This is a genomic window from Mesorhizobium sp. M7A.F.Ca.AU.001.01.1.1 (assembly GCF_004022735.1).
Lineage (GTDB): Bacteria > Pseudomonadota > Alphaproteobacteria > Rhizobiales > Rhizobiaceae > Mesorhizobium > Mesorhizobium ciceri.
This window is the reverse complement of record NZ_RZPF01000111.1, coordinates 1-11,884: the sequence shown is the minus strand read 5'-3', so window position 1 is coordinate 11,884 and position 11,884 is coordinate 1. Positions and strand designations below refer to the sequence as shown.

The window sequence follows — 11,884 nt, the reverse complement described above, 5'->3', positions numbered from 1 at the left end:
GGCAATATCGCCGCCGACGGTCGCGACGGCTATCTGCTGCTGGTCAACAATGGCGATACGGTGCTCAGCGGCACGCAGATTGGCCGCGATTATCACGTCGGCAAAGGCGAGGCCGCCCTGGTCTCGGCTTCGGAAGCGTTGCAGATGACCGGCGGCGACAGCAATGTCTGGGCCAATGTGGTGCTTCCCCGTGCCGTGCTGGAAAATGCCTTCGCTCATATAGAGGATCGGCTGGCGTTGACCGTCGGCGCCGACAATGAGGCGCTCGGCATGCTCAAGCGCTATTGCAGCTTCCTGGAAGCAGGCCCGGCCCTGGTCTCGCCCGACCTCATCGGCCACGCCACCGAAACCATCGTCGACCTGATCGGCCTGGCGACCGGCGCCAAGGGCGAAGCGGCCGAACTGGCGGGCCTGCGCGGTCTGCGCGCGGCAAGGCTGCAGGCCATACTGCAGAAGATGCGGGACAATTTCGCCGATCCCGCCATTTCGGCGCAGGGCGTTGCCGGGCAATTGCGGCTCTCGGTCCGCTATGTCCATGACCTGCTGCAGGAAACCGGGGTGAGCTTTGCCGAGCGCATTCTCGAACTGCGCTTGCAGAGGGCGCATCGGATGCTGTCCGACAGGCGCAACGACCGCATGCGGATCAGCGAGATCGCGCTGCTCAGCGGTTTTTCCGACGTGTCCTATTTCAACCGCTGCTTCCGCCGCCGCTTCGGCTCGACGCCGGGCAGCGCCAGATAGTTTCCGACAGCCACCGAATGCACGGCGCGCCGATCGACTGAGGCTGAAAAGCCACACCGACCGGGAAAGCGCCGTGGTGCTTTCCCCGACAATTCGGGTGCGGCCCAGCCCAAGACGCGGCCGGCGGACAATGCAACACCGGATTTCTCGACAACAGCTGGATCTCCGCAGCTCATTTGTGCGGCGGGGAAGCAACATGGGGCGGCAGACAACAATGAAAATTCTTCTTCTCGCAACGGCCTTCATTCTCGCGCCGCTCGGTGTGGCGTGTGCGGCTGATATCAATGAGGTTTCGCCTGTTGCATCCGGCTACGACTGGTCCGGACTCTATGCCGGCGTCGACATCGGCTACGCGGCCGGAAAATCCAATCTGTTCATCGCCGGCGGCGGACTGGGCGGGGCCACCGATCTCAACGTTGGCGTCGATCCGAACGGATTTATCGGCGGCGTCCATATCGGCGCGAATTACCAGATGGAGAACAGCTTCGTGATCGGCGCCGAGGCCGACATTGCGTATGGCAACATAGATGGGCTGACGGCCCTCGACGCCGGCGGCGGCGGCGTCACCACGTTGCTCAAGAGCGAACTCAAATGGTCCGGGTCGGCGCGGCTGCGGGCCGGCTATGCTTTCGATCGGACCTTGCCCTACATCACTGCAGGCGTCGCTGCGGCCAAGTATGAGCTTATTGCGGTCAGCGCCGGTGGCCCTGCCGCCGAAGTAACGCTCCACAGCGACAGCCATGTCGGCTGGACGGTTGGCGCCGGCATCGAGCACGCCTTCACCGACAGGTGGATCGCTCGAGCTGAGTATCGCTACTCGGACTTCGGCAGCCAGGACCTCTCGGTGGCCGCCGGCCTGCCCACGGAAACCCATGTCGACCTCCAGACACAGGATATCCGGGTCGGGCTCAGCTACAAGTTCTGATCCGCTGAAGCTGCTGATCTCCCCCTTGAGGGGGGGTGAGGAGTGGTCCGCGCAGCGGACGGAAAGCCAATCGCTTGGCTTTCCGAACGACGAACGCCTGGAACGGAAGCGAAGGGCCGGGTCCGGCAGGCCAGAGGGGGCGGTCCGGCTGGGCTCGGCCTGCTGTTGCGGATGACGTTGGCGCTTTACGCGCGGCGACCCCTCTGTCGTCTCCGTGGCGCTTTGTTCTTGATCTCACGGTTAGTGGCACGCGAATAGGCGTCGAGCGGAGCCGCAGGGTCAGCGCCGGGCGAGGGGGGGACGGCACAGACATCGGCGATCCTTGATGCTTGTCCATGAAATCCGCGAAGTCCAGAAGGATGCGGGCCGCGGGGCTCATGAACCGGGCAAGTTCCTTATTGTTTGTCTTGTCGTAGATAGACCCTGCCGAGGAAGGCCGGCTCGCCGGAGCGCCGGCCGCCCAATGAGCCTGCCACCAGCACGACAAGCGTCAGCAAGTACGGCAAAGTCATCATGAGATAGACAGGAACGTCGGCGCCTATGGCTTGTAGTCTAGGCACAAGCGCATCCGCGCTTCCGAAAAGAAGCGCACCCCAGAGAGCTCGAGCCGCGTTCCAGCGCGAAAAGATGACGAGCGCAACGGCAATCCAGCCGCGCGACGCGACCATTCCCTCCACCCAGACATGACTTGTGGCGACTGAGAGATAGGCTCCGGCGAGACCACAAAACAGCCCGGACGCCAGGACAGCCCCGAACTGAACCAGTTGCACGTCGATACCCGCGACATCCGCGGCGGCCGGGTTTTCCCCGACGGACCTCAACCTGAGGCCATGTCGGCTTTTGGAAAGCCACCACCAGAGCGCGCCGACCAGGATCGGCAGCGCCAGCGTAACCGGGTCCTGCACCGCGAAAATGCGGCCGAATGCCGAACCGCGGTCTATCCCGAAGAGGTCGCCAAGTGTGGAAATGCCAGAAAAGGTCTTCTGCACGTAGGGTCGCCCCACGACCCCGGTGATGCCCAGTCCGATTGCGACGACGGCTAGGCCGGCGAGCGTATGATTGGCGCGCAAGGCGACTGTCGATATTCCAAACAGCAGAGCGAGAGCCATCGCGGCCGCTGAGCCGGCGGCAAGACCAACCCAAGGATCGGCTCCGGAAAGCACCGTCATCGCGCCGGTCATGGCACTGATCGCCATGAGCCCTTCCGCTCCAAGATTGAGAACGCCGGCTCTTTCGCAGATAATGAGGCCGAGGCTCGCCAGCAGCAACGGTGCCGCATAGCTCGGAATGATGGCAATCCAGCCGATCAGAAAATCCATGCAACTGTCCCTTCCTAGTTCTTGGGCCGTTTGAGCGAATAGGAGCTGAAGAACTGCGCCATCAAAATCGACATCAGTACCGCGCCTTGCATCAGCACGATCATCGCTTCGGAGATCGAATAGAAAACCTTCAGGACATTCCCGGCGGTGAACACCGCGCCGAGCGCGAAAGAGATCACGACCACCCACAATGGCTTCGCGCGGGCCAGGTAGGCGATCACGATCGCGCTGAAGAGATAGCCGTTGCCGACGGACTGGTTGAGGCGGTGCTCCGTCCCCGCCACGATCATCATGCCGGCAACGCCTGAGAGAGCGCCGGAGAGCAGCACGAGCCCCACGGCTATGCTGAGCACCGGCAGGCCCGTGGCGAGCGCGGCCTTGGCGTTGAAACCTACAGCATCCGCGTAGAAGCCGACCCGGCTGTGTTCCATGACGAACCAGATGGACAATGCGATAACGGCGACCAGGAAGATTCCGGCATGCAACTGCCCCCATCCCAGAACGAGAAACCAGCTCGCCTCGGGAAAGGTGGCGGTCACGGGAAAGCTGTTGGAAGGGTCTCTCCAGACCCCGAACAGAAGATGCTGCACGAGCAGAAACGCGACGCTTCCCAGCAGCAGGGTCGAAATAACCTCGTTAACGCCCCACTTGAGTTTCAGAAAAAGCGGAATCGCAATCCAGGCGGCTCCCGCAAGCGCCGCCAGAACGAACATCGTCGGCAACCTCAGCACTTCAGGCCCGCTGCCGTTCAGCGCCACCCAGGTTGACGCGATCGCGCCGAGCCATAGCTGGCCCTCCACGCCGATGTTCCAAAACCGCACACGCATGGCAACGCCGGAGGCGAGGCCGACTAGCACCAACGGTAAAGCGGCCGTCGCCGTCTGGGAGAGGCCGTCCGAGGTCAGAAAAGTTGCAATCAGGAACTCATCCACAAGAGCGCTTGCCGGCACGCCCGCATGCACGAGCAGCACCGCCGAAACCGTCAGCCCGACCAACAGTCCGCCAACATAACTGAGACTGGTCAACAAGAAGCCGGGATTTTGCCTGCGAACAAGGAAAGCTGTGTCAAGCATGGCCTGCTAAAAGGCCTCCTATCCATTCAGGCGTGACGTCGCCGGTCTGACGGCAGCCGGCGATCCTTCCTCTGTTCATGACGGCCACCCGATGGGACAGGGACATGACCTCCTGGAGATCCTCGCTGATCAGAAGGCAAGCCGCGCCGGCTTCCACAGCTCTGCGGATCGCCGATCGGACGAACTCGGCCGCTTTCATGTCCAGCCCGCGAGAAGGGGAATGCGCTATGAGAACCTTCAGGCCGTGATCGAGCTCCCGCGCGAGCAACACTTTCTGCGCGTTTCCTCCCGAGAGCAAAGAGGCCGGCCGTTCCGGCGTCGCGCCGCGGATATCGAACGCATCGATGGCCTCGGCGGCCTTCTCGCGCATCGCCCGCCGGCTCAGGAGAAACGGGCCGCCGAAGCTACCGCTGGCGACGGTCGTGAGCGCGAGATTGTCGGCAATGGAAAGCTCCCGGATCAACCCGCTGTCAAAGCGGTCGGAGGGGATGACGCGCAAGCCGGCCTCGCGGCGCTGGTCTGGCTTGGCGGTGGATATGTCCTGGCCATCCAGTACGATCGCGCCGGCGCCGGCACGGTCGAGTCCGAGAAGGCAGGCAACGAGTTCCTCCTGCCCGTTCCCGCCGACGCCGGCGATGCCAAGGATTTCGCCTACATGCAGCTCGAACCCGAGATCGTTCAGGCTTTGCCCGTGAGCGGTCGCCCGTGCGGAAAGCCTTTCCACGCTCAGACACACATCACCCGGCCGAGATAACGGCCTGCCCGCAACCGTCAAGGCATCGCCGACCATCAACCGCGCCACCTCCGCTTCGGTGACGTTCGCAACCCGCGCACCCTCAAGTACGGTCTCGCCGTGCCGCATGACCGTTACCCGGTCGCAGAAAGCGGCAACCTCCCGGAACTTGTGCGTGATCAGAACCACGGCGTGACCTTGCCTCGACAATCGTTGGGCAAAAGAGAGGAGCGTGCGCGCTTCCTCGTCGGTCAGCACCGCCGTCGGTTCGTCCATGACCAGAATTCGGGCGCCCAGAAGCATGACCTTGATGATCTCGGCGCGCTGGCGTTTGGCGATCGAAAGATTCGCTACCAGCTTGTGCGGATCGACGGGCAGGCCGATCTCGCTCGACTTGGCGGAAACGATCGCCGCCGCATCGGCCAGCGTTTTCACAGCAGCCTTGCGGCCGAAGCCGAGGAGAACATTTTCGGCAACCGTAAAACTCTCGACCAGCCGGAAATGCTGATGGACCATGCCGAGACCGGCGGCGGCGGCTTCCAGCGGGCTGCGCAAACTGATCGCTTCGCCGTCGATCGATTGGTCGCCCCCGTCTGCTACATAGACGCCGGCCGCCACGTTCATCAAAGTGGACTTGCCTGCACCGTTCTCACCGACAATGGCATGCACCTCCCCCCATTCGAGACAGAAGGACGCATCGCGGAGCGCGGCTTTGCCGTCAAACGACTTGCCTATGCCGCGCATCAACAGAGCCGCCGGCGTGCCCAGCGGTCGTCGCATGTCGCCCGCTTGCTGAAGCGCCGTCGTCATTACTTCGCCGGCATGGTGCCGATGACACCGTCGACGAAATAGTCCATCGACCAGAGCGCCGCATCGTCGACCTTCCCGCCGACATCGACAACGATGGTGCCGTCTTGCTTTTTCAGAGGGCCCTGGAATGGATCAAGCTTGCCGGCGATGATCTCCTGCTTTGCTGCTTCAACCTTTGCCTTGGTCTCCTCGGAAACCGAGGGGCCAAAAGGAGCAAGATCGACCACGCCGGTTTCAAGGCCTTCGAAAGCGCCGTATTCCTCGGGTTTCCAGTTGCCGTCGATGATCTCCTTGATCGTCGGCACAAGATATTTCTCCCAGCGGAAGATGACGGAGGTCTGGATCGTCCGCGGCGCGGCATGCGACATGTCGAGCTGAAAGCCTATCGAAGGAACGCCTGCCTTTTCGGCGGCGTCGAGCGCCGAGGTCGCGCTCAGATTCGTGGCGAGCACGTCGGCCTTCTGGTCGAGAATGGCCTGGGCGATCTGCCCTTCCTTCACCGGGTCCCACCAGGAGTTGGCGAAGACCGCGACCGTTTCGATCGTAGGATCGACCGAACGGGCCCCGAGTGCAAAACTGTTGATATCCCAGTTCACCACGCCGACCGGAAAGCCGGCGAGGATGCCGATCTTCTTCGTCTTCGTCGCCTGTCCTGCCGCGATGCCTGCAAGGTACCAACCCTGGTAAGTGCGGGCATAGAAGCTTTCCATGTTGGCCCCATTCTCCGTGCCCGAAGCACTGAGAAACGCCACATTCGGATAGGCTTTGGCCGCTTCGGCCATTGGGGCGCTGTAGCCATAGGTGGTGCCGATTATGATGTTGAAGCCGCGCTTGACGTAGAGATCGATCGCCGCGCGCAGCTTAGTGGCCTCTTCCGGTATGTTCTCCGTCACCGAGACGGGCACCTGTAGCTGTTCCTCCAAGGCCTTGCGGCCGGCCTCGAGGGCTTCGTTCCATCCGCCGTCTTGCGCTGAACTTGCGTAGATGAACGCGACCTTGGGCGCCCCTTCCAGAGTAAAGGCATAAGCGCCGGACGTAGCACAGAATACGAAAACCGTGGCCGCCGCCGCGAACAGGCGAACTGAGTCGGACGGCTTCGTGTTGCGCTCTTTCATTTCGTGGTTCCCCTTGTTTTTCTTTGATTTTCTCAGCCGGAAGCACGCCGCGCCCATGCAGCTTCCCTGCACGGTGACGATTGCCGCCGGAGCGTCTTTTTTGATTTGGCAAAAGCGAATTGGCTCTTGTGCAGTGCATAACAGCCGATTACGTTCGTTCATGCAACAAAAATAATCATGCTCATTTTTTGGGCACTTTGTGCAGAAATGTGAACGATCAAATGAACACCGATGCTCTGGCATCATTTGTAAAAATCGCGGAACTGCGGTCATTGTCGGCCGCGGCGAAGTTGTACGGCCTGCCCAAATCCACGCTCAGTCTCCGGCTCAAGCAGCTTGAAGACGATCTGAAGGTCGCTCTGTTCGAGCGCTCCGGCCGTGTCCTGTTGCTCACGGAAGCAGGGCAAACCCTGCTCGGGCACGCGCGGCAGATCCTGCAAAGCTGCGATACGGCGCGGGCCGCCGTGACGGAACTGAGCGACGACGTGACCGGAACCTTGCGGATCGGCGCCACGGGGGAGTTCGGCACGGCCTACTACACGCAGATGCTCATGGCGTTCAGAAAGCTCTACCCCAAGGTGGAAATCGAACTCACCTTCTTTTCGCCGCACGTTCTCTACGCGCCAGAGAGCCTCGATATGCTCGACGCCGTGATTTCATGGGACGAAGGTATCGAAGTCGGCGAAACGCTCTCCACCGCAAAATTCGCACTCTTTGCCAGCAAGAGTTATGTCGAGCGTGCCGGGATGCCACGAAAACCCGCCGATTTGGCGGAACACCAGGGCATTGTCTATCGCACCTCGGCGGGCCTGCAGCACTGGCGGCTACAGAAAGGTACCGCGCAGGAAAGTATCTTGCCGCGCAGCAACCTGATCGCCAACGAATACTGGACTATCAAGTACTTCGCCGTTGCGGGCGAGGGCATTGCCTATCTACCGCACTTCTTCACCACGATCGAGTGTGAACGCGGCCACCTCATTCCGTTGCTCGACACATGGGAGTCCGCGGAAAAGCGGGTCAGCATCCGCATATCGCGCCCGCACGCCCCATCGCGTAAGATGACCGCGTTCATGGATGTCTGCGGCCGCTACTTCTCGCCCGGCTTCGTTTTCACGGGGCCGCGCTACTACGTCGAAACAATCTTCGATGCAAGCCAGCAAGAAAAGGGAACAGAAAAATGAAGGTCCTTGAAACCGGTAATGGCGCGCGTGCAATGAAAGGGGGAGGGCTCGACCCGCAGCGTGTCAGCTTCGACAAGATCCCGATCATCGATCTCGAGCCCATGTTCGCAGGCAACGAGGCGGCCAAGCGAAAGCTCGCCCAGGAACTGCGCAAGGCCTGCACGGAAGTCGGCTTCCTCTATATCAAGAACCATCACGTTCCGAAGGAGGTCATCGATGCCGCGTTTGGGGTGGCGGAGGTGTATTTCGCCGAATCCGACGACGTGAAGATGGAGAATCACGTTTCCAATTCAAAGAATAATCGCGGTTATGCGGCAATATTGGAAGAGAATACGGATCCGACCGCGCGCGGAGACCTGCACGAATCGTATGATATTGCGCTGGATGTGCCAGCCGACGATCCGGACGTGAAGGCCGGCAAAGTACTCTACGGTCCCAACCAGTGGCCAGCGGGCAGGCCGGAATTCCGAACGGCACTGGAAGCCTACCATGCCGAGATGCTGACGCTGAGTGGCCACCTGCTCCATGCCTTTGCTCTGGCTCTTGGGTTGGAGGAGACATATTTCGACCTGCTGGTCGGCAAGCCGCTCGCAACTTTGCGGGTGCTCCACTATCCACCGCAGTTTGGCGAGATCGATGACCGCCAGATCGGAATTGGGGCGCATTCGGACTATGAGTGCTTCACGATCCTGGCCCAGAAGGATGGTATTTCAGCCTTGCAGGTACTGAATGCAACTGGCGAGTGGATTGCGGCCGATCCCGTCCCCGGCTGCTTCGTCGTCAATGTGGGAGATCAGATGGCGCGTTGGACCAATGACCTTTTCGCCTCGACCGTCCACCGCGCGGTGAATCGTTCCGGCAAAGAACGCTATTCGATCCCGTTCTTCTTCGGTCCAAACTATGATGCCGTGATCGAGGTGCTTCCCAGTTGCATTGATGAGGATCATCCTGCGAAGTACCCTCCGATCACGTCGGGCGAATACGTCAACGGCCGCTTCAAGGCGACATTTGCGCACTATGCCGCGCAAAGCGAGGCCGGCGCCGAAACCGCGGCTTAAGCGGATAATCCTGTCATGCGCGGCCGCTCCTGTGGCCGCGCGTCGCATACCCGCCGTCCGTTGACCGAGATCAATATGATAGCACCCTCGATGGGTAGCGTCGGGTTAACTGGTTAGCCATGGCGTCACCAGAAGAACCCATTTCGGTTTGACGGTGGATGTGGCTAATTTTTCGGCTTTGAGGGCTTGGTGGAGCGCGGTCTTGCCGATTTGGGCTTTGAGCAGCAACGGAGCAGAAAACCTGCATAAGGAAGTCACGGCTCGTCGTCCGGGTCAGCGGTTTTCGGATCGCGTGGCGGGCCTCGGTTTCGGCTATGGCCGCGGCAAGGCACAGCCAGTCGGCGATGCTGAGGGGGGTAATGTTTTCAGGGGGCATTTTGCCGGTGCCAAAATGGATGTCGCTCATGGTCTTACCCCTTGATGGTTGCGCGAGTGCTGAAGGTGAAAGTGTGGAGGGAGCACCACCGCCCGAAGCTGCGGCCTGGCCTCCCCACAAGGGGACCCTCAAGGGGTAGATCGGCCACCGCCCTTAAATCAGCTTCTCCAGCGTGATCGGCAGATCCCTGATCCTCTTTCCCGTCGCATGGAATACCGCGTTGGCAATCGCCGGCGCCACGCCGACAATGGCCAGTTCGCCAACGCCCTTGCCGCCGAGCACCGAGGAATGCAGGTCGGGGATGCCGACCGAGATCACCTCGATGTCGGGGATGTCGGCATTGGTCGGCACGAGGTAGTCGGCGAGGTTGTCATTGACGATGCGGCCGTGGCGGCGGTCGACGATGCCTTCTTCCAATAGCGCCTGGCCGATGCCCATGATGATGCCGCCCTTCCATTGGCTTTCGGCAAGTTTCGGGTTGTAGAGCCGGCCCGAATCCAGCGCCGACACCACACGCGATACACGCACCGTGCCGAAATCCTCGTCGACGCGCACTTCGATGAAATGCGCGCACCAGGAGTGGCGGGAATAGTCGCCCTCGGTGTGCGGCACCGACATGGCGATGGTGGTGTAGTTCTTGTAGCGATCATCTGGCGTCGAATTGGCCGGCATGGTGTCGCCGGTGGCTTCGATGTGGTCGCGGCCGACGCACTTGAGCAGTTCGGCGACGGAGACATCGGGGCCGTCGCCGCGCGGCGAAGCGATACGGCCATTGGCGACGACCAGCGTGTTGGCCTGCAGCGCGTGGAAGGGCGAGCGTGGATCGCTGATGGCGAGGCCCACCAACTGGTCGAGGGCCGAGGTTGCCGCCTTGTAGACCGCACCCGTCATCACGCCGGCCAGCCGCGAACCGCCGGTGACGCCGGCGCGCGGAAAGCGGGAGTCACCGAGCTTCACCACCACGTCGTCAGCTCGCACGCCGAGCGTTTCGGCGGCGGTCTGCGCCAGGATGGTGTAGGTGCCCTGGCCCATGTCGATCGAGGAGCTTTCGACCTCGACCGAACCATCGGCCAGGATGCGCACGAGCGCCTCGCCATAGGCGCGTCGCACCGGATAGGTGCCGGCGGCGACGCCCCAGCCGATCAACTGGTTGCCGTCGCGCATCGAGCGCGGTTCGGGTGTGCGCCTGGACCAGCCGAAGCGTTCGGCGCCTGCAGCAAAAGCCTCGCGCAACTGCCTGGTCGACCAGGCTTTTTTGGCATGTGGATCCTGCTCGGCATAGTTTCGGAGCCGGATCTCCAGCGGATCGATGCCGACCTCGTAGGCAAGCTCGTCGATGGCGCTTTCGATGCCGAAGGCTGAGGGGTTTTCGCCCGGCGCGCGCATGGCGCCCGGCACCACCGAATTGACCCGTACGACATTCTGCTTCGAGGAGAAATTCGGCGTTGTGTACATGATCGAGGTGACCGATCCGAGCGGCTCGACCCACATGCCGTCGATGGATGTTTCATTGACGCCGCGATGCACGATCGACTGGATCTTTCCCTGCACGTCGGCGCCGATCGTCACCGTCTGGCGCGTCGCCGCGCGGCCGCCATAGCCGGTAAAAGTCTGCGGCCGGGTCATCACCAGCCGCACCGGCCGGCCGAGCATTTTGGCCGCACAGGCGGCCACCGCGCCATGGCTGAGCGCCAGCGCCTTGGAGCCGAAGCCGCCGCCAATATAGGGCGACACCAGCCGCACGTTCTCGAACGGCACACCGAACCATTCGGCATAGGTGCGCGCCATGCCGTCCAGCCATTGGCTCGGCTCCCACACGGTGAGGTGGTCGCCCTCCCAGCGGGCGATCAGGCCATGCGGCTCCATCGGCGCCTGGTACTCGCGCGGCGTGTTGTAGGCGGCGCAGATGCGGACCGGCGCCGAGGCGAACGCACCTTGCGCGTCGCCCCATTCCTTGGTCATGGCATCGATCGCGATGCCATCGCCGGCTTTGGCGTCGCTGAGGTCGACGATGGCAGGCGTTTCCTCATAGCTGACCTTGACCAGTGCCGCCGCCGCGACCGCCCGCTCGAAGGTCTCGGCGACCACGGCGGCGACATGCTGACCCGAAAAGGTGATGTCGCGCGCGAGCGGGCAATACGGCTTGTCGGGCGGCGGCGTGCCGAACCAGTCCGCCGCGGTCCTCAGGCTGATGATGGTGTCCGGCGTCAGCACCTGCAGCACGCCGGGCGCCACCTCGGCGGCAGTGGTGTCGATCGCGCGCACCTTGCCCGATGCAATCGTGCTCTCGACCAGGACGGCGTAGGCGAGGCCTTCGAGCTGCTGCTCGACGGCGTATTTCGCCGCACCGGTGATCTTGGCCGGGCCGTCGATGCGCGACAGCCGGCCGCCGACGGCTTCGGCAAAAGCGCCGTCGGACGCATCCCCATGCCTGATGTTGTGAACGGTCATGCCGTCTCTCCCAATTTGCGGATGGCGCGGGCGACGACGCGCGGCGCCAGTTCGACCTTGTAGTGGTTGGCGCCATCCGCAAATTGGGAGAGACGGCATGAC

General features: G+C 62.3%; 10 protein-coding genes. 4 read left to right on the top strand and 6 right to left on the bottom strand.

All coding sequences use genetic code 11. From position 1 onward, the window contains the following. A partial coding sequence (locus EN884_RS09610; protein ID WP_164894958.1) for an AraC family transcriptional regulator occupies window positions 1-741 on the top strand: 741 nt, incomplete at its 5' end. Window positions 742-955: 214 nt separating this feature from the next. Continuing rightward, the gene (locus EN884_RS09605) at window positions 956-1,666 is read left to right on the top strand and encodes an outer membrane protein (RefSeq protein WP_063168592.1); all 711 of its coding nucleotides are present in this window, start codon (window positions 956-958) and stop codon (window positions 1,664-1,666) included. 395 nt (window positions 1,667-2,061) lie between these two features. On the opposite strand, the gene EN884_RS09600 is transcribed toward EN884_RS09605, so the two are convergent. The 4 genes from EN884_RS09600 to EN884_RS09585 are packed head-to-tail and all read right to left on the bottom strand — an operon-like array spanning window position 2,062 to window position 6,962. Beyond that, on the bottom strand, window positions 2,062-2,985 hold the full coding sequence (locus tag EN884_RS09600; protein WP_063168591.1) for an ABC transporter permease: 924 nt from the start codon (window positions 2,983-2,985) through the stop codon (window positions 2,062-2,064). A 14-nt stretch (window positions 2,986-2,999) separates the two neighbouring features. After that, window positions 3,000-4,058, bottom strand: a complete 1,059-nt coding sequence (locus EN884_RS09595) for an ABC transporter permease (protein ID WP_013530695.1) — start codon at window positions 4,056-4,058, stop codon at window positions 3,000-3,002. Then, on the bottom strand, window positions 4,051-5,601 hold the full coding sequence (locus EN884_RS09590) for an ABC transporter ATP-binding protein (protein WP_128360537.1): 1,551 nt from the start codon (window positions 5,599-5,601) through the stop codon (window positions 4,051-4,053). The genes EN884_RS09595 and EN884_RS09590 overlap by 8 nt, the downstream gene beginning before the upstream one ends. Further along, window positions 5,601-6,962: a BMP family ABC transporter substrate-binding protein gene (locus tag EN884_RS09585; RefSeq protein ID WP_164745855.1), complete on the bottom strand. Its 1,362-nt coding sequence runs from the start codon at window positions 6,960-6,962 to the stop codon at window positions 5,601-5,603. The genes EN884_RS09590 and EN884_RS09585 overlap by 1 nt, the downstream gene beginning before the upstream one ends. Here EN884_RS09585 and EN884_RS09580 point away from each other — a divergent pair. Beyond that, complete coding sequence (locus EN884_RS09580; protein WP_013530698.1) at window positions 6,938-7,897, top strand: LysR family transcriptional regulator; 960 nt, start codon at window positions 6,938-6,940, stop codon at window positions 7,895-7,897. The genes EN884_RS09585 and EN884_RS09580 overlap by 25 nt on opposite strands. Continuing rightward, a complete protein-coding gene (locus EN884_RS09575; RefSeq protein WP_063168589.1) occupies window positions 7,894-8,955 on the top strand; it encodes a 2-oxoglutarate and iron-dependent oxygenase domain-containing protein in 1,062 nt (353 codons plus the stop codon). Before EN884_RS09580 ends, EN884_RS09575 begins: the two co-directional genes overlap by 4 nt. 70 nt (window positions 8,956-9,025) lie before the next feature. Here EN884_RS09575 and EN884_RS09570 read toward each other — a convergent pair whose 3' ends face one another. Further along, a complete protein-coding gene (locus EN884_RS09570) occupies window positions 9,026-9,361 on the bottom strand; it encodes a hypothetical protein (protein ID WP_127224178.1) in 336 nt (111 codons plus the stop codon). Between the two features lie 123 nt (window positions 9,362-9,484). Continuing rightward, complete coding sequence (locus EN884_RS09565; RefSeq protein WP_063168588.1) at window positions 9,485-11,782, bottom strand: xanthine dehydrogenase family protein molybdopterin-binding subunit; 2,298 nt, start codon at window positions 11,780-11,782, stop codon at window positions 9,485-9,487. Between the last annotated feature and the right edge of the window lie 102 nt (window positions 11,783-11,884).

Bases quoted from the DNA above. Each gene is read 5' to 3' on its own strand.
- EN884_RS09585 (WP_164745855.1), bottom strand. From the start codon at position 6,962: ATGATGCCAGAGCATCGGTGTTCATTTGATCGTTCACATTTCTGCACA.
- EN884_RS09570 (WP_127224178.1), bottom strand. From the start codon at position 9,361: ATGAGCGACATCCATTTTGGCACCGGCAAAATGCCCCCTGAAAACATT.
- EN884_RS09605 (WP_063168592.1), top strand. From the start codon at position 956: ATGAAAATTCTTCTTCTCGCAACGGCCTTCATTCTCGCGCCGCTCGGT.
- EN884_RS09575 (WP_063168589.1), top strand. From the start codon at position 7,894: ATGAAGGTCCTTGAAACCGGTAATGGCGCGCGTGCAATGAAAGGGGGA.
- EN884_RS09590 (WP_128360537.1), bottom strand. From the start codon at position 5,601: ATGACGACGGCGCTTCAGCAAGCGGGCGACATGCGACGACCGCTGGGC.
- EN884_RS09595 (WP_013530695.1), bottom strand. From the start codon at position 4,058: ATGCTTGACACAGCTTTCCTTGTTCGCAGGCAAAATCCCGGCTTCTTG.
- EN884_RS09580 (WP_013530698.1), top strand. From the start codon at position 6,938: ATGAACACCGATGCTCTGGCATCATTTGTAAAAATCGCGGAACTGCGG.
- EN884_RS09565 (WP_063168588.1), bottom strand. From the start codon at position 11,782: ATGACCGTTCACAACATCAGGCATGGGGATGCGTCCGACGGCGCTTTT.
- EN884_RS09600 (WP_063168591.1), bottom strand. From the start codon at position 2,985: ATGGATTTTCTGATCGGCTGGATTGCCATCATTCCGAGCTATGCGGCA.